This window comes from Aequorivita vladivostokensis (assembly GCF_000952855.1).
Classification (GTDB): Bacteria; Bacteroidota; Bacteroidia; order Flavobacteriales; family Flavobacteriaceae; genus Aequorivita; species Aequorivita vladivostokensis.
On the sequence record NZ_JSVU01000002.1, the window covers coordinates 336,104 to 362,734 of the forward strand.

Annotated in this window: 30 protein-coding genes; 10 read left to right on the top strand and 20 right to left on the bottom strand. The window is 41.9% G+C overall.

Translation table 11 applies throughout. The features are described from left to right. Window positions 1-12: 12 nt before the first annotated feature. Window positions 13-924, bottom strand: a complete 912-nt coding sequence (locus MB09_RS04305) for a YihY/virulence factor BrkB family protein (RefSeq protein ID WP_045079641.1) — start codon at window positions 922-924, stop codon at window positions 13-15. Beyond that, the gene (gene nadC, locus MB09_RS04310) at window positions 921-1,781 is read right to left on the bottom strand and encodes a carboxylating nicotinate-nucleotide diphosphorylase (protein ID WP_045079642.1); all 861 of its coding nucleotides are present in this window, start codon (window positions 1,779-1,781) and stop codon (window positions 921-923) included. Before nadC ends, MB09_RS04305 begins: the two co-directional genes overlap by 4 nt. 98 nt (window positions 1,782-1,879) lie before the next feature. On the opposite strand from nadC, the gene rlmH reads away from it, so the two are divergent. Beyond that, window positions 1,880-2,353 carry a 23S rRNA (pseudouridine(1915)-N(3))-methyltransferase RlmH gene (gene rlmH, locus MB09_RS04315; RefSeq protein ID WP_045079643.1) on the top strand — a complete coding sequence of 158 codons (474 nt, stop codon included), beginning with the start codon at window positions 1,880-1,882 and terminating at the stop codon, window positions 2,351-2,353. A gap of 89 nt (window positions 2,354-2,442) precedes the next feature. Here the strand turns inward: rlmH and MB09_RS16355 are convergent, their stop codons facing one another. Further along, on the bottom strand, window positions 2,443-2,751 hold the full coding sequence (locus tag MB09_RS16355) for a DUF6122 family protein (RefSeq protein ID WP_045079644.1): 309 nt from the start codon (window positions 2,749-2,751) through the stop codon (window positions 2,443-2,445). Between the two features lie 9 nt (window positions 2,752-2,760). Continuing rightward, the gene (locus MB09_RS04325) at window positions 2,761-3,225 is read right to left on the bottom strand and encodes a DinB family protein (protein ID WP_045079785.1); all 465 of its coding nucleotides are present in this window, start codon (window positions 3,223-3,225) and stop codon (window positions 2,761-2,763) included. Between the two features lie 154 nt (window positions 3,226-3,379). On the opposite strand from MB09_RS04325, the gene MB09_RS04330 reads away from it, so the two are divergent. Next, window positions 3,380-4,477, top strand: a complete 1,098-nt coding sequence (locus MB09_RS04330; protein ID WP_052671284.1) for a poly(ethylene terephthalate) hydrolase family protein — start codon at window positions 3,380-3,382, stop codon at window positions 4,475-4,477. Window positions 4,478-5,119: 642 nt separating this feature from the next. Here MB09_RS04330 and MB09_RS04335 read toward each other — a convergent pair. From MB09_RS04335 to udk, 7 genes are all read right to left on the bottom strand, one after another. Next, the gene (locus tag MB09_RS04335) at window positions 5,120-5,779 is read right to left on the bottom strand and encodes a hypothetical protein (RefSeq protein WP_045079645.1); all 660 of its coding nucleotides are present in this window, start codon (window positions 5,777-5,779) and stop codon (window positions 5,120-5,122) included. 99 nt (window positions 5,780-5,878) lie between these two features. Further along, entirely contained in the window at window positions 5,879-8,077 is a 2,199-nt protein-coding gene (gene scpA, locus MB09_RS04340; protein ID WP_045079646.1) for a methylmalonyl-CoA mutase, read from the bottom strand. Beyond that, window positions 8,077-8,724: a hypothetical protein gene (locus tag MB09_RS04345; protein ID WP_045079647.1), complete on the bottom strand. Its 648-nt coding sequence runs from the start codon at window positions 8,722-8,724 to the stop codon at window positions 8,077-8,079. The genes scpA and MB09_RS04345 overlap by 1 nt, the downstream gene beginning before the upstream one ends. A 4-nt stretch (window positions 8,725-8,728) precedes the next feature. Then, on the bottom strand, window positions 8,729-8,902 hold the full coding sequence (locus MB09_RS16115; protein WP_157881717.1) for a hypothetical protein: 174 nt from the start codon (window positions 8,900-8,902) through the stop codon (window positions 8,729-8,731). Continuing rightward, the gene (locus tag MB09_RS04350) at window positions 8,899-10,290 is read right to left on the bottom strand and encodes a methylmalonyl-CoA mutase subunit beta (RefSeq protein ID WP_045079648.1); all 1,392 of its coding nucleotides are present in this window, start codon (window positions 10,288-10,290) and stop codon (window positions 8,899-8,901) included. Before MB09_RS04350 ends, MB09_RS16115 begins: the two co-directional genes overlap by 4 nt. After that, window positions 10,287-10,619, bottom strand: a complete 333-nt coding sequence (locus MB09_RS04355) for an FtsB family cell division protein (protein WP_045079649.1) — start codon at window positions 10,617-10,619, stop codon at window positions 10,287-10,289. The genes MB09_RS04350 and MB09_RS04355 overlap by 4 nt, the downstream gene beginning before the upstream one ends. Continuing rightward, complete coding sequence (udk, locus tag MB09_RS04360; protein WP_045079650.1) at window positions 10,616-11,236, bottom strand: uridine kinase; 621 nt, start codon at window positions 11,234-11,236, stop codon at window positions 10,616-10,618. The genes MB09_RS04355 and udk overlap by 4 nt, the downstream gene beginning before the upstream one ends. 227 nt (window positions 11,237-11,463) lie before the next feature. On the opposite strand from udk, the gene MB09_RS04365 reads away from it, so the two are divergent. Continuing rightward, window positions 11,464-12,087, top strand: a complete 624-nt coding sequence (locus MB09_RS04365; protein ID WP_045079651.1) for a WbqC family protein — start codon at window positions 11,464-11,466, stop codon at window positions 12,085-12,087. 36 nt (window positions 12,088-12,123) lie between these two features. Here MB09_RS04365 and MB09_RS04370 read toward each other — a convergent pair whose 3' ends face one another. The 7 genes from MB09_RS04370 to MB09_RS04400 form a co-directional block, all read right to left on the bottom strand. After that, entirely contained in the window at window positions 12,124-13,140 is a 1,017-nt protein-coding gene (locus MB09_RS04370) for an endonuclease/exonuclease/phosphatase family protein (protein WP_045079652.1), read from the bottom strand. Window positions 13,141-13,143: 3 nt separating this feature from the next. Next, window positions 13,144-14,019, bottom strand: coding sequence for a rhomboid family protein (locus tag MB09_RS04375; RefSeq protein WP_045079653.1), 876 nt, complete (start codon window positions 14,017-14,019; stop codon window positions 13,144-13,146). Window positions 14,020-14,021: 2 nt separating this feature from the next. After that, window positions 14,022-14,765 (bottom strand): rhomboid family intramembrane serine protease, encoded by a 744-nt coding sequence (locus tag MB09_RS04380; RefSeq protein WP_045079654.1) that lies wholly within the window; start codon window positions 14,763-14,765, stop codon window positions 14,022-14,024. After that, window positions 14,766-16,610, bottom strand: coding sequence for a DNA mismatch repair endonuclease MutL (gene mutL, locus MB09_RS04385; RefSeq protein WP_045079655.1), 1,845 nt, complete (start codon window positions 16,608-16,610; stop codon window positions 14,766-14,768). Window positions 16,611-16,616: 6 nt separating this feature from the next. Continuing rightward, window positions 16,617-16,901: a hypothetical protein gene (locus tag MB09_RS04390; protein WP_045079656.1), complete on the bottom strand. Its 285-nt coding sequence runs from the start codon at window positions 16,899-16,901 to the stop codon at window positions 16,617-16,619. Window positions 16,902-17,086: 185 nt separating this feature from the next. Next, window positions 17,087-17,584, bottom strand: a complete 498-nt coding sequence (gene ribH / locus MB09_RS04395) for a 6,7-dimethyl-8-ribityllumazine synthase (protein WP_045079657.1) — start codon at window positions 17,582-17,584, stop codon at window positions 17,087-17,089. After that, window positions 17,585-18,352, bottom strand: coding sequence for a tetratricopeptide repeat protein (locus tag MB09_RS04400; protein ID WP_045079658.1), 768 nt, complete (start codon window positions 18,350-18,352; stop codon window positions 17,585-17,587). It lies immediately after the preceding gene. A gap of 164 nt (window positions 18,353-18,516) precedes the next feature. Here MB09_RS04400 and recF point away from each other — a divergent pair, with 164 nt between their 5' ends. The 3 genes from recF to MB09_RS04415 are packed head-to-tail and all read left to right on the top strand — an operon-like array spanning window position 18,517 to window position 20,370. Further along, entirely contained in the window at window positions 18,517-19,596 is a 1,080-nt protein-coding gene (gene recF / locus MB09_RS04405; RefSeq protein WP_045079659.1) for a DNA replication/repair protein RecF, read from the top strand. Further along, the gene (locus MB09_RS04410) at window positions 19,593-20,018 is read left to right on the top strand and encodes a lipocalin-like domain-containing protein (protein ID WP_045079660.1); all 426 of its coding nucleotides are present in this window, start codon (window positions 19,593-19,595) and stop codon (window positions 20,016-20,018) included. Before recF ends, MB09_RS04410 begins: the two co-directional genes overlap by 4 nt. Before the next feature lie 55 nt (window positions 20,019-20,073). After that, window positions 20,074-20,370, top strand: coding sequence for a DUF721 domain-containing protein (locus MB09_RS04415; RefSeq protein ID WP_045079661.1), 297 nt, complete (start codon window positions 20,074-20,076; stop codon window positions 20,368-20,370). A 140-nt stretch (window positions 20,371-20,510) separates the two neighbouring features. On the opposite strand, the gene MB09_RS04420 is transcribed toward MB09_RS04415, so the two are convergent. Next, window positions 20,511-20,930, bottom strand: a complete 420-nt coding sequence (locus MB09_RS04420) for a nucleoside-diphosphate kinase (protein WP_045079662.1) — start codon at window positions 20,928-20,930, stop codon at window positions 20,511-20,513. 160 nt (window positions 20,931-21,090) lie between these two features. Between MB09_RS04420 and MB09_RS04425 the strand changes: the two genes are divergently transcribed. The 3 genes from MB09_RS04425 to MB09_RS04435 are packed head-to-tail and all read left to right on the top strand — an operon-like array spanning window position 21,091 to window position 23,778. Then, window positions 21,091-22,116, top strand: coding sequence for a DHH family phosphoesterase (locus MB09_RS04425; RefSeq protein ID WP_045079787.1), 1,026 nt, complete (start codon window positions 21,091-21,093; stop codon window positions 22,114-22,116). After that, window positions 22,106-22,654 (top strand): gliding motility-associated peptidyl-prolyl isomerase GldI, encoded by a 549-nt coding sequence (gldI, locus tag MB09_RS04430; RefSeq protein ID WP_045079663.1) that lies wholly within the window; start codon window positions 22,106-22,108, stop codon window positions 22,652-22,654. Before MB09_RS04425 ends, gldI begins: the two co-directional genes overlap by 11 nt. A gap of 17 nt (window positions 22,655-22,671) precedes the next feature. Then, window positions 22,672-23,778, top strand: coding sequence for a peptidylprolyl isomerase (locus MB09_RS04435; RefSeq protein WP_045079664.1), 1,107 nt, complete (start codon window positions 22,672-22,674; stop codon window positions 23,776-23,778). A 73-nt stretch (window positions 23,779-23,851) separates the two neighbouring features. Here MB09_RS04435 and MB09_RS04440 read toward each other — a convergent pair whose 3' ends face one another. Beyond that, window positions 23,852-25,303 (bottom strand): aminoacyl-histidine dipeptidase, encoded by a 1,452-nt coding sequence (locus MB09_RS04440; protein ID WP_045079665.1) that lies wholly within the window; start codon window positions 25,301-25,303, stop codon window positions 23,852-23,854. Window positions 25,304-25,471: 168 nt separating this feature from the next. Here MB09_RS04440 and MB09_RS04445 point away from each other — a divergent pair, with 168 nt between their 5' ends. Next, complete coding sequence (locus MB09_RS04445) at window positions 25,472-26,572, top strand: DUF3810 domain-containing protein (RefSeq protein ID WP_240484807.1); 1,101 nt, start codon at window positions 25,472-25,474, stop codon at window positions 26,570-26,572. Window positions 26,573-26,631: the final 59 nt, after the last annotated feature.

Here is a 26,631-nt window from a genome sequence, read left to right on the forward strand (position 1 = left end):
TTAGGTTTATAGTTAAAGTTTATCTTTTAGCCGCCTTATGGAAACGTTAAGTTCAAACCCGAGCAGCAAGAGGTTTGCGTTTATCCAAATATAGAACATCAAAATTAAAAGTGCACCAATGGAACCGTATAACTCGTTATAATTTGAAAAATTATTTATATACACCCCAAATAGATAGGTTGTAATTACAAAAAGTAAAGTTGTGGTAATAGCCCCTATCGAAAAGAAATGGGAAGCTTTCCCCTCCTTGGTTCCAAAATAATACAAGGTGGCGATAACCCCATATATCATCACCAAAAAAACAACAAATTGAAAGAACGAAATCCAGAAAACGTTGTTATCTATATAGGCTCTGGACTGAAGGTCATTGATAACGTATTCGCCATAAAGAATGACCCCTACCGAAGTTAACAACAACAATGCCAAGAAAATAGAAACTACAATAGCTACAAGGTATTGCCTGAAAAAGCTGCGATTAATTGTTACGTGAAACGAATGTTCAAACGCACTGAAAATGGTATTAACGCCATTTGCAGATAAGAAAATGGACAAAAAGAAAACAAAAGACAACAAACCTGCCCGCGGGTTTACGGCAATATCTGCGATTATTGGATAAAAGAATTCTGTAGTCTTTGCGGGCAGCAGCGCTTCAATAAATATGAGAAATCGCGTTTGGAAACCGTCGATGGGAATATAGGGAATGAGGTTAAGCAGAAATAACAGAAAAGGAAATAGCGCCAGAAAAAAACTATAGGCAATGGAACTGGCCCTGAACGAAAATGTGCCATTTAAAATGCCCGCGACGTAAACTTCCAGCAAATGGTATAAAGAAAACTCACCCAATCCCGGAAGTTTAATCTTTTTACTGAAACGCACTAAATCCCGGACAATCGGAATGTTTATTTCTTCTTCCTCCTCGCTCATTTAACCGCTTTTAGGCTCAAATCCATATTGTGGACCGAATGGGTCAGCGCGCCGCTGGAAATATAATCTACGCCACATTCGGCATATTTTCTGGCGGTTTCCAAGGTAATGCCGCCACTGGACTCTGTAAGGCATTTGCGGTCTATAAGTTTTACGGCTTTTCGGGTATCTTCATAATTGAAGTTATCTATCAATATTCTATAAACACCGCCCGATTTTAATATTTCCTCAATTTCTTCCAGGTTTCGGGCTTCCACGATTATTTTTAAATCAAGACGGTTCCTTTCCAAATAGCGTTTGGTTTTTTCTATGGCCTTGGTAATTCCGCCGCAGAAATCGATGTGGTTGTCTTTTAGCATTATCATATCGTACAAGGCAAAACGGTGGTTCTCCCCGCCCCCAATCTTTACGGCCCACTTTTCCAAAGCTCGAATGCCGGGCGTGGTCTTGCGGGTGTCGAGGATTTTGGTATTTGTGCCTTCCAGTAGTTTCACATATTCGTTGGTTTTGGTAGCAATGGCGCTCATACGCTGCATTGCGTTCAAAACCAATCTTTCCGATTTTAGGATGGATTGAGAAAGTCCCGAAACATAAAATGCCACATCGCCATAGTTTACGGGGCTTCCGTCCTTTATTTTAATATCGAGCTCAAGTCCCGGATCTACATATTCAAAAACCTGCCGGGCAAATTCAACGCCGGCAATGATGCCCTCGTCCTTTACCAAAAGTTTGGCGGAGCCCAGCGCATCTTCCGAAATGCAGGCCAGCGAGCTGTGGTCGCCATCGCCCACATCCTCGCGGATGGCGTTGGCGATGATGATGTCTATTTCTTTGTTGAATTGTTTTTCTGAAATCATAGCAAGGAAATTTCAGCTAAAATAACAAAAAGAGTTGGCAGTATTCAGTTTCAGTAGGAAGTTACGCAAAAACCTTTAAAATCCATTACTTTTGAAATATGAAAATAACACTGCTCGCCATAGGCAAGACCGACAACAAACAACTGCAAAGCCTGATGGATGACTACACCAAGCGCCTTGGGTTTTATATTGCTTTTGAAATGGAAGTGATTCCCGATGTGAAGAATGCGAAGAATCTTTCCGAAGCGCTTCAAAAACAAGCAGAAGGCGATGAAATTCTGAAGCGCACCACTACTGCCGATGTTTTGATTCTGCTTGACGAAAAGGGAAAAACCTATTCTTCGGAAGGGTTTGCACAGTTTCTTCAAAAGAAAATGAATAGCGGGTTAAAGAACCTCATCTTCGTAATTGGTGGTCCGTATGGGTTTAGCGATGCCGTTTATGAACGTGCCAACGGAAAAGTTTCGCTATCCGCAATGACCTTTTCGCACCAAATGGTTCGGCTTTTCTTTATTGAGCAGCTGTATCGCGGGTTTACTATCCTTCGGAATGAGCCGTACCACCATCGGTAGGGATTTGTTTATTCAGAACTTACCTGCAGAGGCACGGCAGGCAGGTTTGGGATTTGGGATTTGGAATTTGGAATTTGGAATTTGGAATTTCAATTCCATTGGCAATCTATATAGTCCGTAAACATGTGGAATAATAATCCCACAGCTATGATCCTAGTTTTCCTAAAGAATAACAATACCACATATCCTGCCATCGCCCAATAGGTGTGCAACGGGTGGAAGTTGATGCTGCAACGTCCGGGATCGAAAATTGGGGTGGCGAGGAGGTGATCTAAATCTACTAGCATAGTCGCAAGCATAATGAGCCAGGCTTTTTTCCATTGACTTCTGAAAAAAACATAAGCTATAAGGCCGGGAACCAAAAGATGCAACGTATAGTGTACCAGCGTTTGTAGCATCAGATCAGGTTAAGGATTGGTTATTTTTGCCAACAGTACTATCTGCCCCAAATGATAGGCATCGTGCTGGAGAATGCCGTGGATGTGTTGATAATAGGTGAGTTTATTTACCGGATATTTATTGATGAAATCTGCCTCATTAAAGGTGCTAAGGAAATAGAGCCATTCCTTTTGGGTTCTTTCCAAAGTTTCGAGGGTTTGTTGCCACGCTTCTTCGGAAGTATCTTTTATCTTTTCTATATAATTGTTTGACGGGGTTTCAAGCACTTCGCCCTGTACTCTTTTCAATACATTTTTGCGCCAAGCTATCATATGGTTTACGATTTCCCAGATGGTGTTGCCGTTTTTAATGGGGCGCTGTGCGGCCTGCTCTGCCGTAATACGGCTGAGCGTATCCTCCAAGGTTACATCTATCCAAGGGTGGCCGTGATATAGGTCTGTGAAAAGGGATTGTATGCGGTGCGACTCGTTCATTTTTTGGTTGAGGGTTGATAGTTTATAATTGATGGTCAATCAAAGATAAAGAAATATTTTAGGAAGGTCGCAGTATCGTTTAGAGGTTATATTTTGGTAAAAACTTTAAATAGTTTACTTTTCAATATTCTAAACAGCCGTCTAAAACTTACTTATGAAAAAATTATACGCAGTTGCCCTTTTCTTTTTGGCCATTTCATTTCCTCCGAATATAATCTTTGCCCAATGCGGCGATGTAACCTTGGAAAGTTTGACCAACCCCGGACCTTATGAAGTTGCAACCCTTACCGAGGCGGATGGCCTGAGAAATGGTCCGGACTATGCAGGTGCCACGGTATATTACCCCACCAATGCTACTCCCCCTTTTGCAAGTATTGCCATTGTTCCCGGGTTTACTGCACTGCCCTCCAGCGTGGAGGAATGGGGGCCGTTTTATGCTTCGCACGGAATAGTTACTATTATTATTGGAACGAACTCACTATTTGACTTTCCTGAGCAACGGGCCACTGCACTTTTGGATGCCTTGGAAACCATGCGGCAGGAAAATACCCGAAGTACTTCCCCCTTGGAAAACCAGCTGGATGTGGACAAATTTGCGGTAAGTGGATGGTCTATGGGCGGCGGCGGCGCACAGCGGGCTGCCGTTTTGGACAATACCATAAAAGGCGTAGTTGCATTGTGTCCTTGGTTGCCAAACGCGTCCTTAAACCACGATAGTCCGGTATTGATTTTTAGCGGTGAGAATGATCCTACCGCTCCTCCTGCACAGCACGCCGACCTTCATTATGCCGCTACGCCAAATACAACAAACAAACTTCTTTTTGAGGTTGAAAATGGAAACCATTCCGTAGCCAATACACCCAATGGCGGGAATGGTGCCGTGGGCAAAATAGCGCTTTCTTGGCTTAAATTATACTTGGATGATAATGACTGTTATTGCCCGTTGCTAACCGATGAACTTTTGGTAAATCCGCCTGCGGCTTCCAAGGTGCTGTCCAGCTTTGAGTGCGAACTTGTGCTGGGAGTGGCGGAAAATACTGTTGATATAAGCCTATATCCCAATCCCACACAAGACTTTGTGTATATAAATGTTTCCAAGGTTACCTATTATGAAGTTTATTCTGCCCTTGGACAACGCTTACTATCTGGCAAGCTTACCCAAGGCGAAAAGCAAATTGACTTTTCAAACTTTGCGCAGGGGCTTTACTATGTGGGGGTTGGCAATGAAACAATGAAGGTTATCCGGGAATAAGAGTTTTTTCTTGGATATTTGATTGTTTAAGCACTGAAGTGGCCTGAGCGGGACGCTTGTGCTTGCAGGAAAAATATTGTCAATGTCTTTACAAGGACTTTTACTGATGACAGCAGAATATTTTGGGAGTGTTTGTGTGATTTAAAATAGATGATAAGTTCAGATATATGAGTGATTCTTTAACGTAGTTATGAGGTAACCAAGGAGTATATAGGGAGAATATAGGGAGTATGGTCGGCTTAGCATCGGCATACGGTCGTCATATGATCGACATATAGTCGACATACGGATTAATCCTTTCTAGGGAAGAACTTCGAAGACGAAGCAAGTTAGAATTGAATTATAAATATACAACAATCAGATAGCCCATTGCAAATTTTTTTAAATGTAAAATTGTGGAATTGGTTAATTGGAGAAGTGATTGGAAGGATATTAGCGGGATGCTTTTGGTAGCGAAGAAATATTATAAATGATATGGTAAATGGGCATGCTTTACTTCGGATGCGCTCAGTGCATTTGGAATCTCGCCAAGGGGTTTGCTATGGGTCGCATTGCAAATGCTAAAAGTAGATAGGCACGCTTTATAAATGCGAGCTAGGGGATTGGCACGAGCGGGACGCTCGCGCTAGTGGGGGGAATCAATTATTCCTTTTTAAAGATTATAATTTTATTGTCTTCTATTTCAATAAAACCATCACAATCATTAGTTTTAAAATATATTAGAAGATTGCCATTTGGCATCTTATATGTTTTGGGATTATAGTCCCATATTCTTATATCTGAAATTAATTGCAAATTAATCATTTCTCCATTTTCAATCTTGCTTACATAAGTTTTATGATCCTTATCTGTTAAGATATGATAAAGTTTATCCTTGTATTGAAAACTAGTAAGAGCTAGAGCATTATATGCTTTCCAAATTTCCGTAACACCCTTTCGGGATTTGGATTCAGTGTCACCAAAATAACGGTAAATAGTCTTTCCTCTTTTCTTTATAGGTTTGGGCAAAACAAATAATTCCATTGATTTAGGGTCTTCAATTTCTACCAATTCTGAAAATCCGCCTAAATGTGCTAATGAATTTGTAACAATATATTTTCCATCTATTTTATTTATTGCAATGGGACAAGTTGCTTCGCAGGAATATACAATTCCAGTATTCTTATTTTTAAACCAAATTGAACCTCCCCATTCACCGCTACAAGTTTGGCTTACAATGTAATCATCATCTTCAAAAAATGTAGTTTGTTGTTTATTGTAGAAAGATTTAGATATATATGGAACACTATCTGTTATTTTCAATTCAGATATTGCAAATAAATTGTCATCCTGACACTAACTAATTGAGTAAAAAATTATAACAAAAAAGAAGCCTAAAAGATATTTCATATTTTGTTATTATCACTCCACCCCCTCAATCAAAACCCCCAACATTTCAATAGCAGCATCGCTAATACGAGTTCCTGGGCCATAAACAGCAACGGCGCCGGCATCAAAAAGGTATTGGTAGTCCTGCGCGGGTATTACGCCGCCCACGATAACCATAATATCTTCACGGCCATACTTTTTTAGGGCTTCAATCACCTGTGGCACTAAGGTTTTGTGCCCAGCGGCAAGGGAGGAAACGCCGAGAATGTGCACATCGTTTTCCACCGCCTGTTTGGCGGCTTCGGCAGGGGTTTGGAAGAGTGGGCCTATGTCCACATCAAAACCTACATCGGCATAGCCGGTGGCTACTACTTTGGCGCCGCGGTCGTGACCGTCCTGCCCCATTTTGGCAATCATAATACGGGGGCGGCGGCCTTCAAGTTCGGCGAACTTGTCTGCCATTTGCCTTGCCTTATCAAAACTTGGGTCTTTTTTCATCTCTTTGCTATACACGCCGCTAAAGGAGCGTATTTGTGCCTTATACCTGCCGAATTCCTTTTCCATCGCGGAGGAGATTTCGCCAAGGGTTGCGCGGTGGCGGGCGGCTTCTACGGCTAAAGCTAATAAATTCTTATTCCCCTGAAAAGGGGAATCTGTTGAATTTGACCAACTTCGCGCATATTCAGTAATTGCGGCGAGTGCGGCTTCCACCTTTTTGGTGTCGCGGGTGGCTTTTATGCGGTTTAGGCGTTCAATCTGCGAGGTACGGACTTTTTGGTTGTCCACGTCGAGGATTTGCAGCGGATCTTCCTTTTCAAGACGGTATTTGTTTACGCCTACTATGATGTCCTGTCCGCTATCAATACGCGCCTGCTTACGGGCAGAGGCTTCCTCTATGCGCAGTTTGGGGATGCCGGCCTCAATGGCTTTGGTCATGCCGCCGAGTTCTTCTACTTCCTCTATTAGCACCCAGGCTTTGTTGGCAATTTCGTTGGTAAGGTTTTCCACATAATAACTGCCCGCCCAAGGGTCAACCGTTTTGGTGATCTGGGTTTCGGTTTGCAGGAAAATCTGGGTGTTTCTGGCGATACGGGCAGAGAAATCGGTTGGTAATGCAATGGCCTCATCCAAAGCGTTTGTGTGCAACGATTGCGTGCCGCCGAAAACCGCTGCGGCGGCTTCAATGGCGGTTCGGGCTACATTGTTGAATGGGTCCTGCTCGGTAAGGCTCCAACCGCTGGTTTGGCAGTGGGTGCGCAGGGCGAGTGATTTTTCGTCCTTTGGATTGAACTGTTTTACAATCTTTGCCCATAGCATACGGGCAGCGCGCATTTTTGCGATTTCCATAAAATGGTTCATCCCGATTGCCCAGAAAAAGGAAAGTCTTGGTGCAAAAGTGTCAATATCCATTCCTGCCTTTATTCCTGTGCGGATGTATTCCAAACCGTCTGCAAGCGTGTAGGCAAGTTCAATATCCGCGGTAGCTCCCGCTTCCTGCATATGGTAGCCAGAGATGGAAATGCTGTTGAACTTGGGCATATTTTTCGAAGTGAATTCAAAAATATCGCTGATGATTTTCATGGAAGGTGTTGGCGGATAGATGTAGGTATTGCGCACCATAAATTCCTTTAGAATGTCATTCTGAATAGTTCCTGCCAAGTCTTTTGGCAAAACGCCCTGCTCTTCCGCAGCCACAATGTAGAACGCCATAATGGGAAGCACGGCGCCGTTCATCGTCATGGAGACGCTCATCTTGTCCAACGGAATTTGGTCGAAGAGGATTTTCATATCCTCCACGCTGTCAATTGCTACGCCTGCTTTGCCCACATCGCCCTCCACGCGGGGATGGTCGCTATCGTAACCTCGATGGGTGGCAAGATCGAAAGCTACCGAAAGTCCTTTTTGGCCAGCGGCCAGGTTTCTTCTGTAAAAGGCGTTGCTATCCTCCGCCGTTGAAAAACCGGCGTATTGGCGGATGGTCCACGGGCGGCGGACGTACATGGTTGAATATGGCCCGCGCAGGTGTGGCGCGATTCCAGCTACGAAGTTTAGGTGTTTAAGATTGGCAATGTCTTCAGCTGTGTAGTGCTTTTTTATTCCTATTTCTTCGGCTGTGGTAAAAGTTTCGGGTTTCAGGTTACTGGTTTCAGGTTGCAAGTTATTATTTGCTTCCGGTTCCCGGCTTCCAACTTCTGTCTTCAAATCGATATGTTGTATATTTTTTCTGGCCATTATATTTCCAATTTTTCAATAAAAGGGTCAAAATAAACCCCTACTGGCGTAATAAGCTGATAGGCTATTGTCTTCCCGTTACGGGTAATAAAGTACAGAGCGTTGTAATACTCAAAGTTCTTCGCTTCGGAAGAAATTTTATAGACGCTTTTAAAGATACAGTTCTTTGGGTAGCCCACATATTTAGCGGTAATTTTTTCGTAGGAAGAGCTGGCGTCCAATAGATTTTCAGTTTGGGTACGCATCATTCCCAAAAACAATTGGGCATCTTTTTTTGAAATTTCCATATAGGGAATTCCAAAAACCAAACAGGTGGAACCCGATTCCTTATCAAAATATATATACAGCTCTCCGTCCAGACTTGCTTTTTGGTTGATGTTCACAATCTGTGCATTGGCTTCCTCTTCGGAAAGTTTCTCCTTTAAGGTCTGCTGGTATTCTGCCATCGAGTAGCGTTCAAAGCTAAGGGGCAGAAAAACCCGTGCGCCATCTTCTTCCAAAAAATGATATTCGCCTTTTAGTTCCAGCTCTCGATTGCCTTCCTTTAATTCCATCCAATCCACTACCTGTTTGCCAACCTCCAGACAGGAAAAAAGTGTGGTTGCCAATAAGGCGGCAAGTAGGAAGAAGGCCGATTTTTTAAACATAATACTACAGACTGTTTGTTGCCAAATAAATTCCGAAGCCAATCAAAAGGATTGCCGTTACCAAAAATAGATAGCGGTAATATTTTGATTTGCTGAGTTTTTTGAGTCGGATAAGAATGGCAAGACCCAAAATGGCGAAAATAATACCTACGATAACTTTTAGTGCTTCTATACTCATGATTCAGTTTTTAAGCGTTCCTGTTCCGTGATTTCTGATAATCTCTTTTCAACTATTGGGGCGATTAGGGTTTTGGTGGGGTTGTGTTTTACGAAAGGGAAAAGTTCCAAATCGCCTTTCATTCGGTCGTTTTTGTTGGGGTGATAGTTTGTGCCCAATAATTTCAGTTCGCCACTGTCAAAAAGTTGTTGTTCCTTTTCGGCGCTTTCCTTTATTTTCTTTTGAATGGTTCCATCCTTTAACTGCTGTAGAAAACCGCCGCCCTTTTCTATTTCCTTAAACAATTGAAGCGCTTTTTCGGCCAATTCATCTGTGAGGCTTTCAATATAATAGGTTCCGTCTACAGGATTGCTGACCGTGTCGAAATAACTTTCGTGCTTTAAGATAAGCAGTTGGTTGCGGGCAATGCGCTCGCCAAACTCATTGCTCTTGTGGTAGAGCGCATCATACGGCAAATTGCAAACAGTATCGGCCCCGCCCAAAATTGCGCTCATACATTCGGTGGTGCTGCGGAGTAGGTTTACATTGTAATCGTAAAGGGTTTTGTTTCGTTTTGAAGGGGTGGATATAATGTGGCAGGTTTCGGATGTTCCGTATTCCTTTGCCAGGGCTGCGTAAAGTTTACGCAGAGCCCGGATTTTTGCTATTTCGAAGAAGTAGTTTGGGCCTGTGGCGAGCTTGAAGGTTAAACTTAAAGGTTGCTTCGTTTCAGTCGCAATGTGATTTAAATATTCATTGGCATGCGCGAGGGCATAAGCCAGTTGCTGCACTATATTGGCACCGGCGTTTTGATATAAAGTTGCATCAACGGAAAGTAGGTTTTGCGAAGGATTCTTTTCAAAAATACTGTCCAGAATTTCGTGGTCCTTTTTCAAATTATGAAACCAGTTGCCCGTGCGGGCGAGATTTCCTATTAAATCTATATTGTAATAAACTATTGCTTTTCTCTCCGAATTGGCAGGTAGGTCTGAAAAGAATTTGATGAGCTTATTATAAAATGCTTCGGAAAGGAATGTTAGGTTGAAGTAGATTGAAGCCGTTTCAAAAGGAAAATTTTTAAACACGGTTTTTGGGTCAAATTCTTCCGCGGCACTAAAAATAATTGCCTCCGCCCCTCTTTCCACGGCATCCAAGGCTATATTATTTGCTATTTTTTCATCGTCGATAAAGATTTTTTGGGCAATTTTCCACGACTTCGGCTGCCCGGGAATGGATTGGAATTCTTCCTCGAAATCGTCTTGGTGGTAAAACGGTTTCACGTGAATCCCTTCGGGACTTTGCCAAACCAAGGTTTCGTTATAGTCGGCGCCCTTTAAATCGTACTGAATTTTTTGTTTCCACTGTTTTGCGGAAACTTCATCAAAATCCTCGAACAAAAAATCACTCATCGCTTTTCTTCTTTTTTGATACTGTCTTCGTGCTCAATTATATAAATATCTTCGTTTTCCTTTTTCAAATAATACTTTTCGCGGGCAAATTTCTCCATCTCATTGCTGTCCTCCATTTTTTTGATGAAGCTTTTATCGCGGTCTATTTCCTGTTGGTAGAATTCAGCGTTGTCTTCCAAAGCATTGATATCACTATCCAATTCGTGATGAATAAGGTATGAATTGGCGTCGAAAAAAATCATCCAAACAATAAAAAGGATAAGGATAAGCACATATTTATTGCTTATAAACCGTACCCACTTTTTATTTTTAAACTCCTTTAAATTCACGATTCGGTATAACTTATTTTTTGGTGGATAATGCTTCTTATAACGTTTACCGCTACTGTATTGTATTTATTTGTTGGAATGATAATATCCGCAAATTCCTTGGTCGGTTCTATAAATTGCTGGTGCATCGGTTTTAGCGTGGTTTGGTAGCGGTTCAGCACTTCCTCCAAATCGCGGCCGCGGGTGGCTATGTCGCGTTTCAACCTTCGTATCAAGCGTTCGTCACTATCTGCGTGCACGAAAATTTTTATATCGAACATTTCGCGAATGTCTGGATGCGCCAAGATTAAAATTCCTTCCACAATAATAACCTTTTTTGGAAAGGTAGTAATTGTTTCCCCAGTTCTATTGTGCTCCACAAAGGAATAGACGGGCTGCTCAAAGGAATTCCCTTCGCGAAGCTCCTTTAAATGCCCTACCAACAAATCGAAATCGATGGCCTTGGGATGGTCAAAATTTATTTTTACGCGCTCTTCCAAGGAGAGATGACTGGTATCGTGATAATAAGAATCTTGGGAAATAACGCAAACTTCATCTGCGGGAAGCTCTGCGACTATTTGGTCCACTACTGTTGTTTTTCCGCTGCCGGTGCCGCCGGCAATGCCAATTATGAGCATATTTTAAAGGTTTATACAAAGGTAGGGAAAAAAGGTTTCACGTTTCTTGTTTCAAGTTTCAGGTTCTGAAAAGAGTCGATGAGTTTATGAGTTTAAAAGTTTAGGGGTTTAGAAAAACGTAAGTAATGCTAAACTCATCGACTTCTAAACTCATCGACTTTAATTTAGTATCCCGTATCTCGTATTTCGTATTTTGTATTTCACACTTCTTTCCTATTTTTGAAATGATGAAAACAATCCTCCTCCATCCCTCCTATTTTCCGTCCATTGAGCAGATGGCTGCGGTGGCGAAGGCCGATAAAGTGATTTTTGAAGTGGAGGACAACTACCAAAAGCAAACCTACCGCAACCGTGCCTACATTGCGCACAGCAACGGTCGGCTTTTGCTGAACATTCCGATAAAACACACGGGGAAACGCAGAAAAACGAAGGATGTAGTGGTTGAAAATGATTTTCCGTGGCAGGAACAGCACTGGAAGAGTTTGCAGAGCGCGTACCGAACCTCTCCTTTTTTTGAATATTACGAAGACGATTTGGAGCCATTGTTCACCGAAACTGTCAGCAACTTGATGGAACACAATCTAAAAATATTCAACTTGCTGTGTGAACTGATTGGGATTGATGTTGAAATTTCAAAAACTACTTCCTTCGAAAAAAATCCTGATATAACCGATTTGCGCATTTTGGTAGATGCAAAAAGAAAAACAAATTTTAAAGCCGAAGAATACACGCAGGTGCATCAGGCTAACCATCCTTTTCTGCCCAATCTTTCGGTTTTGGACTTACTTTTCAATGAAGGGCCGAACGCCTTGAATTATTTGGAAAAGCAACAGTTAAATATTACAGAATAAAATAGGTTTTTGTTAATTGCTAATTGGTAATTGAATTCACCACCCCACCGTAGCCCGAACGGCATAATGGTCGGAAAAAGTTTTCTTCAAAGTATCGAATGACAGTATATCGAGCCCATTTGAAGCAAAGATATAATCGATTCGCATCGGGAAACCCTCAAACTTGAAGGTGGTCCCCAACCCATTGCCCCGCTCGCGGAAAGCGTCCTGCATTCCGTCTTTCAATTTTCGATAACTGTACGAAAAAGGCGTATTGTTGAAATCTCCGGAAAGAATCACCGGATGATTGGTTTTCGCTTTGTGTTCCAAGATGGCCGCTACCTGTTGCTGTTGCATTTCAAAGGCACGCGACACCCGTTTGCGAAGTTTTTCGTTATCGCTTTCCTGTAAAAAACTTACCCGAGGAATAATGCCAAGCGACTGCAAATGTAAGCTGTAAATGCGAAGGGTATCCGCGCCCTTTACCACATCGGCGTAAAGCGTATTGTTATAGGTATCCTCAAAATCGAAGGCCCCGGTATTTACCAACGGATATTTTGAAAATATAGCGTGACCCAATTTTGCCTTTTCAGATTTAAAGTGAATGTATTGATAGGGATAGCCCGAAAAGTCGATAATATTGGGGTTGTAGTATTCCTGCACGCAGACCACGTCGGGATTTTCCTCAAAAAGCATTTCAGCAATTATTTGAGGTGCATCGGTGTCTGGATTTTTTTCGTAGGCATTAAAAAGCCGCACATTGTAAGATAAAACACTGAGGGTATTTTTATATTGGGAAGCGTCGCCTTCCGAGGAAACTTCGTAGAATACGTTGAAGTAAAAATAGGAAATCAAAAGTACGGTGAACGACACTAAGAATCTGCGCCTAAACTGCACGGCCCAATAGATTGCGAAGATTATATTCACAATTATTAGCAATGAGACCACCAAACTCAGCAAGGACAGTGTCGGGAAACTTTTGGGCGGCAAATACGGCAGAACAAAGGAAATCAACAATAAAAATGCCGCGAGCAGATTGCCCCAGTAAATGAATTTGTTGAGAGATTTCCGCATGGGTTAGTCGTCTTTTCCGGCCTTGAACAGAAAGTCCTTTTCTTCCTTTGTAAGACTTTCGTAGCCACTTTTGCCTATTTTGTCCAAAATACTGTCCACCTTTTTTTGGTTTTCAGATTTTTCGGCCTTTGATGTAGAACGTCGTGGGGCAGGTTGTGTTGTGCGGTGTACTTTTTTAAACGGCTTTTTGGCGCGGGGCTTAAAAAGATTGGCTACCCAATCCATAAAATTCTCGAACCACTTGCCAATGTCGTTTCCCTTAGCGAGTTGAACCGCATAGATATAACCGAAAATTGCGCCACCCACATGGGCCATCAATCCGCCTGCATTGCCTGATGAAGGTATGCGGACCAAATCAAAAAGGAACAGAAAAAGCGCAATATGCCAAAGTTTTATGGTGAAGGTAAAGATTCGCACTTCGGTAGTCGGGGTGTAGGTGGCGATAAAAACCATCAGGGCCGTAACTGCTCCCGAGGCGCCAATTAAAAATCCGCGTTGCATTTCAAAAACCGGAAAAAAGTTATAGGACAAAATAAATAACAGCCCGCCAAATGCAGCCCCCAACAGATAGATGGTCAACAGGCGTTTTCCCGTAAAAAGGTTGAGCACAAACTGCCCAAACCAGTACAGCCAAAGCATATTAAAAAGAATATGGAAAAAGCCGAAATGTAAAAACCCATATGTAATAAGCGTCCACGGCCGAAACAAAAGGGTGTCGAAATCATCGCCTAAAACAAACCATCGAGAGAAATATTGCGGACTCACACTCAAAAAGAAGGACCCCAACCTTACCACCAAAAATGCCGCTACATTGATGACAATGAGCTTTACCAAAATATTGGCGGTTTTATACTTATATGAAAGACTGGTTGCTGCCATAGTTAATTCCAACGATGGTTATCAAAACTGTTCTTTTTCCAGTACCACGCCATGATAAAACCGAAGAGCGCGCCACCAATGTGGGCCCAATGCGCAATACCCGTGGCGGTTCCGGTAATGCCAAAAATTAAATCCAATAAGATTATTCCGGGGATGAAATATTTCGCCTTAATTGGAATTGGCAGAAAGATTAACATCAGTTCAATATTCGGGAACATAATTCCGAAGGCAACCAAAATTCCATAAACCGCCCCGGAAGCTCCCAGAGCCAAGCCGTTATAAGATTGCGCCATGGCCTGGATATTTTCCATGGAAACGGTGTCCAAAACCGCCCTGCTACCGCCGTTGCCGCCTGATAAATAACTCATTACTTCAGCTTCACTCCAGCCGCCAGCAATTAGCGCGTCCATAACACTGTGAATCTGGAAATAATTTACCAAAGTATGGATAATGGCTGCGCCCAAACCCGCTGAAAAGTAGAAGAAAAGAAACTTTTTTTGTCCCCAGCGCATTTCCAACGGTGAACCAAAAGCCCAGAGCGCATACATATTAAAAAGTATGTGGAATATAGACGACGGGTCGTGCATAAACATATGCGTGATAGGCTGCCAATATTGAAAATTGGGGTTTTCAAAATAGTAAAGCGCAAACAACTTAATCGATAAGTCACCAATAATAAATGATCCTATATAAAAGATCACATTCAGTATTAAAAGAAATTTTACGGTATCGGTTATTCTTCCCATTTACATAAATTTTTTATCGAGGTCACTTACGTCCATCGTTGTAAAAACCAGCTTGTTATTTGGCGAAACGGAAGGTTCTTTGCATGCAAATAATTGATTGATTAAATGCTCCCGTTCTTCCCTGTTCAGTGAAACTCCTGTTTTTATGGCCATACTCGCGGCCATGGATTTTGCAAGCATATCGTTCTGGCTAAAACCACTTTCGGGCACTTCTTCCTTTATGTCGTGCACCAACTGGCTGAGCAAATTTACAACATGGCTTTCCAAAATCATCACGGGAATACCGCTAATCTCAATCGTTTCCTCTTTTATTTCCGAAAAAATAAAGCCCGTGTGCTCCAATTGCTCACGTACTTTTTCAATAATTTCCAAATCGGGCTTTGAAAAATGCAGTTGCAGCGGAAACAACAATTGCTGGCTCACCGCTTCCTTTACAGTAATATTTTTTAACAGCTCTTCGTAAAGTATGCGCTGGTGCGCCAGGTTTTGATGGATAACCATCATTCCGTTTTTCAGCGGGCTCACGATATATTTATTTTGAAGCTGAAAAGTTGTTTGGCCAGTTTCGGTTTCGGTATTTTCAAAAAGACTTCCAGTTACTTCCTCGCTTTCAAACTCAATATCTCCCAAATTGGAAACGGCAGCATTTTCATCATTTAAACCCACATATAAGGATTCCCACGAGGCAGACTGCTCTCTTTTAAAGGGAAAATTGATATTGCCTTGCTTTGGCTTTTCCTTAAAGGGATTAAAGTCGCGATCCACTTCAATGGAAGGCGCGGTGGGCGATTTTTTGCTGTATTCATAAGGTGTATCAAAACCCTTATCCCTTTCAAAGTCGAGCACGGGCGCAATATTGAACTGTCCCAAACTGTGCTTTACCGTGGCGCGGAGCATGGCGTAAATGGAATGCTCATCGTCAAACTTTATCTCGGTTTTTGTGGGATGTATGTTGATGTCAATGGAATGCGGATCTACTTCCAAAAAAAGAAAATAGCCCGGATGCACATCATTTTTCATCAAACCTTCAAAGGCCGATGAAACCGCGTGGTGCAAATACGGACTTTTTATAAAGCGGTCGTTTACAAAAAAGAACTGCTCGCCCCTGCTCTTTTTTCCGAATTCGGGTTTTAAAACAAAACCTTCAATTTTTAGGATTTCGGTTTCCTCGTGAACGGGAACCAGTTTTTCATTGGTTTTGCTTCCGAAGATATTTACGATACGTTGCCGCGAATTTGTCGATGGAAGATTGAAAACATCGCTTCCATTGTGAAGCATTTGAAACGCGACGTTTGGATGCGCCAAAGCCACGCGATGGAATTCATCAATTATATGACGGGTTTCCACAGGATTGCTTTTTAGAAAATTTCTTCGGGCGGGAATGTTGTAGAAAAGATTTTTTACTGAAATGGTCGTGCCCTTCGGAACTACTGCCGGATCCTGCGAAATTACTTTGCTGCCTTCAATGGTGAGATGCGTTCCTATTTCGGAATTTTCAGTTTTGGTTTTAAGCTCAACGTGCGCAATTGCAGCGATAGAAGCCAAAGCCTCGCCACGGAAACCTTTTGTATGAAGATTAAAAAGATCTTCGGCCGATTTGATTTTTGAAGTGGCGTGGCGCTCAAAACTGAGCCGGGCGTCGGTAACGCTCATCCCGATGCCGTTGTCGGTAACCTGCACGAGGGTTTTTCCCGCATCTTTAATTAGCAGTGTGATTGAAGTTGCTTTTGCGTCAATGGCGTTTTCCAACAATTCCTTCACTACCGAGGCGGGGCGTTGCACAACTTCGCCAGCTGCAATCTGGTTTGCAACGTGATCCGGTAATAACTGAATAATGTCTGCCATTAAAATTTATGCGTAGAAAATAGATAAATCGAATTCAATAATAAATAGGAAAAGTAGGACGAGAATGGCAATGATTACAATCAGCCTTCGGTTTGCGTTTCTGTCGGAAGATTGCCGCAAATCGGCCCAGGCGGTTTTAAATTTTCCCTTTAAGCCTTTGTTGTCGCCAACGGTGGTGCGGAATTGGTCAAATTTATGGCCCATTGCAAACGGGCTGCCTTCACCATCATGCTCAAAATGTCGCGGTTGATAACTGTACTTTTTGTTTTTTCTCTTGCCTATTAGTCCCATAATTGTCGTGCTTCAAAGTTACTTAATTCAATTAGGAATTCAGAATTATGAATTCAGAATTTAATTGTTTTTTGAACAATTACCATGCCGAAGTCCTCCCCCAGCCCCTCCAAAGGAGGGGAGCAAACCCAAGATTTTATGAAAACTTAAAAAGTCCCTCCCTCGGGGAGGGATTTAGGGTGGGACTAAAACTTAGATTCCTTCCGAAGTTGCGCCATTTTTATCGCAGCAATTGCGGCTTCAGTACCTTTGTTGCCGTGTTTGCCACCGCTTCGGTCTATAGCCTGTTGCATAGTGTTATCGGTAAGTACGCAGAAAATTACGGGAATATTGCCGCGAACGTTTAAATCTTTTATGCCCTGGGCTACGGCCTCGCACACATAATCGAAGTGTTTTGTTTCGCCTTGTATCACGCTTCCAATGGCAATTACGGCATCCAGCATATCATAACTCTCGGCCATTCGCTTGCAGCTATAGATAAGTTCAAAACTGCCGGGAACATTCCAACGGACAATATTTTCATTGATGGCACCGCAATCCTTTAAAGCTTCAAAAGCGCCTTGGAACATGCCCTCGGTAATATCGTGGTTCCATTCTGAAACAACAATCCCAAACCGAAATTCCTTCGCGTTTGGGATTGATGTTTTATCGTAAGCCGATAAATTTGTATTTGCTGTAGCCATTTATTTGTTCATTGCTTCCGCGCGGCCGGTATAGATTTCAGCCTTAGCAGCTTCAGTTGATTTTGGATATTCATCAGCTATTTTTTTGAAATTCGCCATTGCCTTGTCGTTTTGGTTCAACGCCATTGCTGCAATTCCGGCTTTCAATAGAAAACGTGGGGTTGTAAAGTCGTTCGTACGCATTTTGGCAGCTTCCTCATAATATTTCAACGCATCCTCATTTTGACCCAATTGTACGAAAGCATCGCCAATAGCACCCTTTGCCAATGGTGCCAAAATATCATCATCGCTGCTGAATTTATCCAAATGTTCGATGGCTTGTTGGTATTTGTTGGTATTCAAATATGCCATCCCTGCGTAGTAATGTGCAAGATTGGCAGCGTTTGTTCCACTGTAATTTTCGATGATTTCCAAGAAACCATACTTGCCCTCTCCACCTTGAAGGGAAAGATTATATAACGAATCCTTTGCAGGCGCCGTCAATGCTTGTTCCCAATAGCTCTGCGCTTGGAACATCTCGTTCATCGCCTCAGCTTCCTTTGGAGTTTTAACATATTGGTCGTAAGCAAAGTATCCCAAAACCAAAACTGCCACGACAATGATAAAGCCCAAAATTCCTTTTTGGTTCTTTTCTACCCAAGCTTCCGTTTTTGATGCGCCTTCATCCAGCGTATTAAATACTTCTGCCGTTGTGCTGTTTTCTTCAAGCTGCGTTTCTTTTTCAGCTTTTGTAGTTGGTTTGCCTCCGCGTTTTTTGTACGTTGCCATAATCTAACTTCTATTTATTTGGATTCCTGTCTTTGCGGGAATGGCGCAAAAATAAAATTTTAAATGGAATTTGAAAGGATAAATATTTCTTATTTTTTAATAATTTGCAGAACGGTTATTCTTCCATTCACTAAATAATCCAGAAGCACAACCCGCTCATTTTTATGATTTTACAAAAACTCTCTTTGCTCAACTATAAAAATTTTGAAGCTGAAAACTTCGAATTCGACCCAAAAATAAATTGTTTTGTGGGAAATAACGGCGTGGGAAAGACCAATGTGCTGGACGCCATCTACCATCTTTCCTTCGGAAAAAGTTATTTTAACCCAATCACTACCCAAAACATAAAACACGGCGAGGAGTTTTTTGTGGTGGAAGGGTTTTACGAAAGAAAGGAAGCGCCCGAAAAAATTGTGGTCAGCGCCAAAAAAGGGCAGAAAAAAATTATAAAACGAAACGGAAAAACCTACGATAAATTCAGTGAGCACATCGGATTTCTGCCGTTGGTCATTATTTCACCGGCCGACAGGGATTTGATAATTGAAGGAAGCGATACGCGCCGGAAGTTTATTGACGGCGTAATTTCCCAACGCGATTCGGATTATTTGAATACCTTGATTAAATACAATAAAGTACTTGCACAGCGCAATTCCCTTTTGAAATATTTTGCGGCGAACAACACTTTCAGCCAAGATACCATTGATATTTACAACGAACAGCTTCACACTTACGGAACTTCTATTTTTGGGAAACGAACCGCTTTTTTGGAGGAGTTTCTGCCAATATTTCTGAATCGATACAAATCCATCAGCAGCGGTGATGAGAGCATCAATTTGGTTTACGAAAGCCAATTGCAGGAAAACGACCTATTGACGTTGCTTCAGAAAAATATAACAAAAGATAAAATTACGCAGTACACCAACTTCGGAATACACAAGGACGATTTGGTTTTTGAGATTGACGGCCATCCTATAAAGAAATTTGGCTCGCAGGGGCAACAAAAATCGTATCTTATCGCTTTAAAATTGGCGCAGTTCGATTTCATAAAAAACCATTCAAAAACAAACCCAATTTTGCTGTTGGATGATATTTTTGATAAATTGGACGAAACCCGCGTGGAGCATTTGATTACGCTGGTTGACAATGAAAATTTTGGGCAGCTATTTATCAGTGATACCCACGCCGAACGCACCGAAGAAGTGATAAGAAAAGTACATCAGACATATAAAATATTTCCGTTATGAAATACTCCATTTATATAATTTTTTTTAGTTTCATTTTTTTGGGATGCGAAAAACCAAATCCCGAGGCACAAAAACAAAACCTGAGCGGTTATTGGGAAATAAAAACCGTAAAAATGCCCGATGGCGAGAAAAAGGAATACACTATAAATACGGTTGTTGATTATATTGAAATAAAGGGCGACTCGGGAACCCGAACCAAGGTCTCTCCCCGATTTGACGGCACTTTTAGAACTAATGGCATTTCAGAAAATTTTACCTTAAAAATTGAGGACGATAGCTTGCGGATGTATTACAAAACCCCTTTTGACGCATGGAAAGAAACTGTCATAAAAGCAGAAGACAGTACATTAGCCGTAATTAACAGAGATAATAAGATTTATACCTATTCTAAATTCAAAAAGTTTGATTTCGGGAAAGAATGACAGATGACGGATGCAAAAAATAACTTAGTAACTTAATAACCAAATAACTCAAGTAATGGCAAAAAGACACGCAGAAAACATATCAATTGGCGATGCTTTAAAAGAGTTTATCGGCGCTAATCGATTGGAGAAAGGCTTGAACAAAGTGAACGCCAAGGAAGCGTGGGATGCTGTTATGGGCGTAGCTATTTCAAAATACACGACTGATATTAAGTTTGATCGCGATACTTTATATGTGCAGCTTTCGTCTTCAGTGCTGCGGGAAGAATTGAGTTACGGAAAAGAAAAAATTGTCAAACTACTAAATGAGGAATTAGGCAAGGAATTGATTAAGAAATTGGTACTAAGGTAAATTGTTGTTATATTAAAAACGTAGGCGCGCGATTAATCGCGCGCCTACTGGATGCCAAAAGACCTGTCAGGTTTTGAAAACCCGACAGGTCTTTTTATTTAGTTTGTCATTTCCCCCGCCGTGGCTGGGTCAAGAGCATCTTAGAACATCTCGCGACCCGCAAAATGAAAAGCACCTTCAATAGCTGCGTTTTCATCGCTATCACTTCCGTGAACGGCGTTTTCGCCAATGGAAGCTGCATATAATTTACGGATGGTTCCGTCGGCAGCATCAGCTGGGTTGGTTGCACCAATTAAGGTACGGAAATCCTCAACTGCGTTTTCCTTTTCAAGAATTGCCGCAACGATGGGTCCGCGCGTCATATATTCTACCAATTCGCCGTAAAAAGGGCGCTCGCTGTGAACCGCATAAAATTCCTTTGCATCCGCAGTGGTCATTTGGGTAAGTTTCATCGCAACGATTCTAAAACCGGAAGCATTGATTTTTTCAAATATGGCGCCTATGTGTCCTTTTTCAACCGCATCGGGCTTTAACATTGTAAATGTTCTGTCTGTTCTCATTGTATTTTTAAAATTTCGGCAAAAATAACTATTTGAAAATGAAATGCAACTATTTACGGAATGTTTAATTCCTGCATTAAATAATTATGGAAATCCTCAATTAATGGCGCCGTCACAATATTCTTTGGGGTTAATGGGCATTATCGTATCTTCGCCGCGTATGAATAATGAAACTACGCAAGTTGTAAAAAAACTGCTCGCCTCCCCCCAAAAAGTGGCAATAGTAGGCCATAAAAATCCCGATGGCGATGCGATTGGCTCGTGTTTGGGACTCTCTTTCTTTCTGAAAAGCCAAGGCCACAGCGCCACGGTAATTATGCCGAACGACTTCCCTGATTTTTTGAAATGGCTTCCCGGTTGTGATGAAATTGTTATCTACGAAAAGGAAGTCGAAAACAGCAAGAAAATCTTTGAAAAGGCCGATATAATCTTCACTTTGGACTTTAATAGTTTAGACAGGGTTGGCGGGGAACTGCAATCGGTTTTGGAAAATGCTGCCGCAAAATTCGTAATGATTGACCATCACCAACAACCCGCAGATTACGCTGTGGCAACATATAGTGATGTGAAGATGAGTTCCACTTCTGAAATGGTTTATCATTTTATGGACGCAATGGACCAGGCCGAAAAACTTTCAAAGGAAATCGCAGTCAACCTATACACAGGCATAATGACCGACACGGGTTCGTTCCGCTTCTCTTCTACTACCCCAACTACGCACAGGGTTGCAGCCAAATTGATTGAGGCCGGTGCCCAAAGTGCCATTATCAACCAAAATGTTTACGACACAAACAGTTCCGAACGGATGAAACTACTTGGCGTTGCACTGAACAATCTGGTAATCCTGCCCGAATTGCACACCGCCTATATTACCCTTACCCAAAAGGAACTGGACGACCACAACTTCAAAAAAGGCGATACCGAAGGTTTTGTAAATTATGCGCTCTCTGTAAAAGGAATCGTTTTTGCGGCAATCTTTATTGAAAACAAACAGGAAAGTATTGTGAAAATTTCCTTTAGAAGCAAAGGTAATTTCTCGGTGAACGATTTCGCGCGCAACCACTACAGCGGCGGCGGACACATTAATGCAGCAGGTGGAAAAAGTTCACAGGACCTTAACAATACCATAAATGAATTTATTAGTATCTTGCCCCGTTATAAAAATGCACTTACAAATGCTTTATAAGCTGCTTTACACTGTACTATTTTTTGCCACGGTAATTTCCTGCAAAAGCCCGGAAGCCAGACGTCCAGTGCAAAGCGCCTCGGGAACTTTTATAAAAGAGTCTGCAGAGCGCAATAAAAAAATCTACGACGAGGAGAAGAGCTTTATTGAAAAACTAATGGCGAATGACTCTACTAACGATTATATTTCTTCGGAACAAGGATTTTGGTACTACTATAACTCCCGAGACACTTCTAGCACGGAGATGCCAGATATGGGCGATGTGGTGAAATTCACCTACAACATTAAAGATCTTAATGGCAACGTAATTCTTTCAGAAAAGGAAAACGGACTACAACAATATAAGGTAGACCAAAGCAACCAGGATTTAATTTCCGGGGTGCGTGAAGGTATAAAACTAATGAAGGAGGGCGAGACGGTAACCTTTCTTTTTCCTTCCTATAAAGCTTTCGGCTATTATGGGATCGAACAAAAACTCGGCACCAATATTCCGGTGCAGAGCACAATTACCCTACATTCAATTGAACAATCAAACTAAAATTAATTTAAAAAAAGATGAAAAAACTAACATTTTTATTTTTACTTCTTACACTTGCGTTTGCCTCCTGCCAGGAAAAATATCCTGAGCTAGAAGATGGGGTTTATGCTGAATTTATTACCAATAAAGGCACTTTTGTTGCCAAGCTTAAAAACGAAACGGCGCCACTCACAGTTTCAAACTTTGTGGCCTTGGCCGAAGGAACCAATGGAATGGTCGATTCTCTTTACAAGGGAAAACGTTTTTACGATGGGCTTACCTTTCACCGTGTTATCAAGGATTTTATGATACAGGGAGGCGACCCAAAAGGTGACGGTACCGGAAATCCAGGCTATGCTTTTCCAGATGAGCCTACTGATTCCATTCAATTTACCAAAAAAGGCCTTTTGGCCATGGCAAATTCAGGACCGGATACCAACGGAAGCCAATTCTTTATTACATTAAAAGAAACCCCATGGCTCAATGGCCGCCACACTATTTTTGGTGAAATAGTAATCGGGCAAGAAGTGGTTGATTCCATAGGAAACATGGAAACCGAAAAACCAGGTGACAAACCGAAAGAGCCTGTAATCATTGAAAAAGTGAATATTATAAACAAAGGAAATGTAAAGGTTCCTTATTTCACTGAGGAAATGGCGAAACTGGAAAAAGAGAAAAAGGAAAAAGAAGAACGCATCAATAAGATCGCCGAAAAGAAGGCGACGGAGCTTAATGCTTTAAGAGCCAAAGCGGACTCACTTCCATCAGGCGTTAAGATATATTTTAACGAAAAAGGCGAAGGCCCACAGCCTAAAGAGGGAGATAAAATCTTGATGAACTACGCCGGATACCTTGCCGACGGACACATGTTTGATTCAAACATTCTTGAAAACGCCGAGAAATTTGAAATGGTTGACGAAATGCGCAAAGCTGCACAACAGTACGTACCAGTGCCAACGGATTATAGCACAGAGGCGAAGTTGATTCCGGGCTTCCGCGAAGGCCTTTTGAATATGAAGGTTGGCGATAAAGCAACCATTTTCATCCCAGCACATTTGGCTTACGGAAAAAGAGGAATCCCGGGCGTAATTCCTCCCGACTCTGAATTAATTTTCGAGCTTCAAATTGTTGAAATAATGGAATAAAAGCCGTCAGGTTTTAAACCAAAAAAAGGAACCGAAATTCGGTTCCTTTTTTTATTTGAGAATTATATATTCCCTATTTCTTCGGAATATTCTTTAAAATTTCCAGCACATAATCCCAATACTTTTGCGCAGATGAAATACTGGCGCGCTCATCGGGAGAGTGTGCCCCTTTAATTGTTGGCCCAAATGAAATCATATCCATCTCCGGATAATTCTGGCCCAATATTCCGCACTCCAATCCAGCGTGGCAGGCGGCTACATTCGCCTTTTCGCCATTCATTTTTTGATATAGGCTGTCCAAAACCTTCAAAATCGGACTGTCCATATTGGGTGCCCATCCGGGATAATCGCCAGCAAGTTTTACTTCATAACCGGCAAGTTCAAAAACAGAAGTCAGCGCATTGGCCAAATTGGTTTTTGACGATTCCACCGAGCTTCGGGTAAGGCATTCTATTTTAATATTTCCGTCGGCAACCGAAACCTTTGCTATATTATTTGAGGTTTCCACCAAATCCTCAATATCCGGACTCATTCGGTACACGCCATTATGCGCGGCGTTCATGGCATTGAAGAAGTTTCGCTGCGCTTCATCGGTCATTACCTTTGCAAAATTTTCCTCGGTCAATTCGGCTATGATGGAAAGATTGGGCTCCAACGATTTGTATTCTGAAGTTATTTCGGAACGAATTTCATCAAAAGCCAAAAGAAATTTTTCTTCCGATGAAACCACTACTGTAGCCAAGCTCTCCCGCGGAATGGCATTTCGCAGACTCCCTCCTTCAAGTTTTGCCAATTGCATAAAATCTTTTGTGGCAAATAGCAAACGGTTCATCAGTTTGTTGGCGTTGCCCAACCCTTTGATGATGTCCATCCCGCTGTGGCCGCCTTGTAATCCCTTAACCTTAATTTGATACGTGGCTCCGTTTTTGGGGGCTTCGGTCTGGGTGTAAGTGCCCGTGGCGGTTACATCCACCCCACCGGCACAGCCTACGCCTATTTCGTCATCTTCTTCGGTATCGAGATTTAGGAGAATATCGCCTTTCAGCAACCCGCCTTTTAAACCTTTTGCTCCGGTCATCCCGGTTTCTTCATCAATAGTAAAAAGAGCCTCAATTGCCGGATGTTCAATTTCGTTGCTTTCCAAAATCGCCATTATCGTGGCAACGCCCAAACCGTTGTCTGCTCCAAGGGTTGTGCCTTTTGCGCGGACCCAGTCGCCATCAACGTACATTTCAATTCCCTGTGTGTCAAAATTGAAATCGGTATCGTTGTTTTTTTGGTGAACCATATCCAAGTGGCTTTGCAGGACCACGGTTTTGCGGTCTTCCATTCCCTTGGTCGCCGGTTTGCGGATTATCACGTTGCCCACTTCATCTTCAAGGGTTTCCAAATTAAGGCTTTTTCCGAAGTCCTTCATAAACGCAATCACGCGTTCCTCTTTTTTTGAGGGGCGTGGCACGGCGTTCAGGTCTGCAAATTTGTTCCAAAGAGCTTTGGGTTTTAGGCTTCTTATTTCTTCGTTCATTGTTTATGTTTTTGTTGTGAAAAATTTCTGCCACGAATACGCAAATACTTGTGTTCTATTTGAAATACATTTATGCGAAATGCTATTTTCAGAAACAGCAAAAGAAAAAATCGTGTATTCGTGGTCAACTTCCCACAAAATTACCTTTTTTCATTCGCTTTAAAAATTATGTGGGGAAAGAATTCCTTCGTAAGTTTGGATATGGCAAAACGAACCTCAGCTTTCCTAACCATTTTTCTTATTGTGCAGATAATTGGGCTGCAATTATTGAAATTTTTTCCGGAATTTGTAGAGAAATATTACAGCCTTGGGGTATATCCGTGGATTTCGAAACTTTCGCGGTATATCTTTGGTTGGATTCCGTTTTCGGTGGGTGATTTGTTTTATTTGCTTATCGCCATTGTTGCTATTCGCTGGTTGTATAAAAACGTGAGAAGGCTCAAAAATGACCAAGTGGGTTTTGCCGTGGAAATTCTGGGAGCCGTTTCAATAGTGTATTTTATGTTCCACGTGTTGTGGGGCTTCAATTATTATAGACTTCCGCTACATAAATCGCTGCAACTGGAAAGTGATTATACTACCGAGCAATTGCTGGAAACTACCAACCGTTTTATTGAGAAGAGCAACGCCATGCATCGCCAATTGGGTTATGCCGACAGTGTGAAAGTGGATTTGCCGTACACACAAAAAGAGATGTTCAAAAAATCTTTGAACGGTTATAAAAATCTTGAGGAGGAATTCCCCAAACTTGCCTATTCACCGCGCAGTGTCAAAAAAAGCGGCTGGAGTTTAGGATTGACCTATATGGGTTACAGTGGCTATTTAAATCCTTTTTCTGGAGAGGCACAGGTGAACAATCTGATAAAAACCTATAAATTCCCTGTGGTTGCCTGCCACGAAGAAGCCCACCAAATAGGGTACGCCGCCGAAAATGAAGCCAATTTTATTGCTACTCTTTCCACGTTGCACAATGACGATCCGTACATTCAGTATGCCGGATATATCTTTACGCTGCGCTATTTAATCAATGAAGTGGCGCGTAGGGACGAGCCCAAATATTTCGAACTTTTAACCACCATAAACCCCGGAATTCTGGAAAGCTATAAGGAAATGCGCGATTTTTGGGAAAGTTATGAAAACCCCTTTGAAAGTTTTTCTAAAATATTTTGGGATAATTTTCTAAAAGCAAACAACCAAAGCCGCGGGATTATGAGTTATGATTATATGGTGGCATTGGTTGTTAACTATTTTGAGGATAAACCGCTATAAAATTTTGTTGACCTTACTCCCGACCCCTAAAGGGGAGATACTCTCAAATCAATAATTTC

Coding starts and splice junctions, on each gene's coding strand:
- MB09_RS04305 (WP_045079641.1), bottom strand. CDS start 924: ATGAGCGAGGAGGAAGAAGAAATAAACATTCCGATTGTCCGGGATTTA.
- nadC (WP_045079642.1), bottom strand. CDS start 1,781: ATGATTTCAGAAAAACAATTCAACAAAGAAATAGACATCATCATCGCC.
- rlmH (WP_045079643.1), top strand. CDS start 1,880: ATGAAAATAACACTGCTCGCCATAGGCAAGACCGACAACAAACAACTG.
- MB09_RS16355 (WP_045079644.1), bottom strand. CDS start 2,751: ATGCTACAAACGCTGGTACACTATACGTTGCATCTTTTGGTTCCCGGC.
- MB09_RS04325 (WP_045079785.1), bottom strand. CDS start 3,225: ATGAACGAGTCGCACCGCATACAATCCCTTTTCACAGACCTATATCAC.
- MB09_RS04330 (WP_052671284.1), top strand. CDS start 3,380: ATGAAAAAATTATACGCAGTTGCCCTTTTCTTTTTGGCCATTTCATTT.
- scpA (WP_045079646.1), bottom strand. CDS start 8,077: ATGGCCAGAAAAAATATACAACATATCGATTTGAAGACAGAAGTTGGA.
- MB09_RS04345 (WP_045079647.1), bottom strand. CDS start 8,724: ATGTTTAAAAAATCGGCCTTCTTCCTACTTGCCGCCTTATTGGCAACC.
- MB09_RS16115 (WP_157881717.1), bottom strand. CDS start 8,902: ATGAGTATAGAAGCACTAAAAGTTATCGTAGGTATTATTTTCGCCATT.
- MB09_RS04350 (WP_045079648.1), bottom strand. CDS start 10,290: ATGAGTGATTTTTTGTTCGAGGATTTTGATGAAGTTTCCGCAAAACAG.
- udk (WP_045079650.1), bottom strand. CDS start 11,236: ATGCTCATAATTGGCATTGCCGGCGGCACCGGCAGCGGAAAAACAACA.
- MB09_RS04365 (WP_045079651.1), top strand. CDS start 11,464: ATGAAAACAATCCTCCTCCATCCCTCCTATTTTCCGTCCATTGAGCAG.
- MB09_RS04370 (WP_045079652.1), bottom strand. CDS start 13,140: ATGCGGAAATCTCTCAACAAATTCATTTACTGGGGCAATCTGCTCGCG.
- MB09_RS04375 (WP_045079653.1), bottom strand. CDS start 14,019: ATGGCAGCAACCAGTCTTTCATATAAGTATAAAACCGCCAATATTTTG.
- MB09_RS04380 (WP_045079654.1), bottom strand. CDS start 14,765: ATGGGAAGAATAACCGATACCGTAAAATTTCTTTTAATACTGAATGTG.
- mutL (WP_045079655.1), bottom strand. CDS start 16,610: ATGGCAGACATTATTCAGTTATTACCGGATCACGTTGCAAACCAGATT.
- MB09_RS04390 (WP_045079656.1), bottom strand. CDS start 16,901: ATGGGACTAATAGGCAAGAGAAAAAACAAAAAGTACAGTTATCAACCG.
- ribH (WP_045079657.1), bottom strand. CDS start 17,584: ATGGCTACAGCAAATACAAATTTATCGGCTTACGATAAAACATCAATC.
- MB09_RS04400 (WP_045079658.1), bottom strand. CDS start 18,352: ATGGCAACGTACAAAAAACGCGGAGGCAAACCAACTACAAAAGCTGAA.
- recF (WP_045079659.1), top strand. CDS start 18,517: ATGATTTTACAAAAACTCTCTTTGCTCAACTATAAAAATTTTGAAGCT.
- MB09_RS04410 (WP_045079660.1), top strand. CDS start 19,593: ATGAAATACTCCATTTATATAATTTTTTTTAGTTTCATTTTTTTGGGA.
- MB09_RS04415 (WP_045079661.1), top strand. CDS start 20,074: ATGGCAAAAAGACACGCAGAAAACATATCAATTGGCGATGCTTTAAAA.
- MB09_RS04420 (WP_045079662.1), bottom strand. CDS start 20,930: ATGAGAACAGACAGAACATTTACAATGTTAAAGCCCGATGCGGTTGAA.
- MB09_RS04425 (WP_045079787.1), top strand. CDS start 21,091: ATGAATAATGAAACTACGCAAGTTGTAAAAAAACTGCTCGCCTCCCCC.
- gldI (WP_045079663.1), top strand. CDS start 22,106: ATGCTTTATAAGCTGCTTTACACTGTACTATTTTTTGCCACGGTAATT.
- MB09_RS04435 (WP_045079664.1), top strand. CDS start 22,672: ATGAAAAAACTAACATTTTTATTTTTACTTCTTACACTTGCGTTTGCC.
- MB09_RS04440 (WP_045079665.1), bottom strand. CDS start 25,303: ATGAACGAAGAAATAAGAAGCCTAAAACCCAAAGCTCTTTGGAACAAA.
- MB09_RS04445 (WP_240484807.1), top strand. CDS start 25,472: ATGTGGGGAAAGAATTCCTTCGTAAGTTTGGATATGGCAAAACGAACC.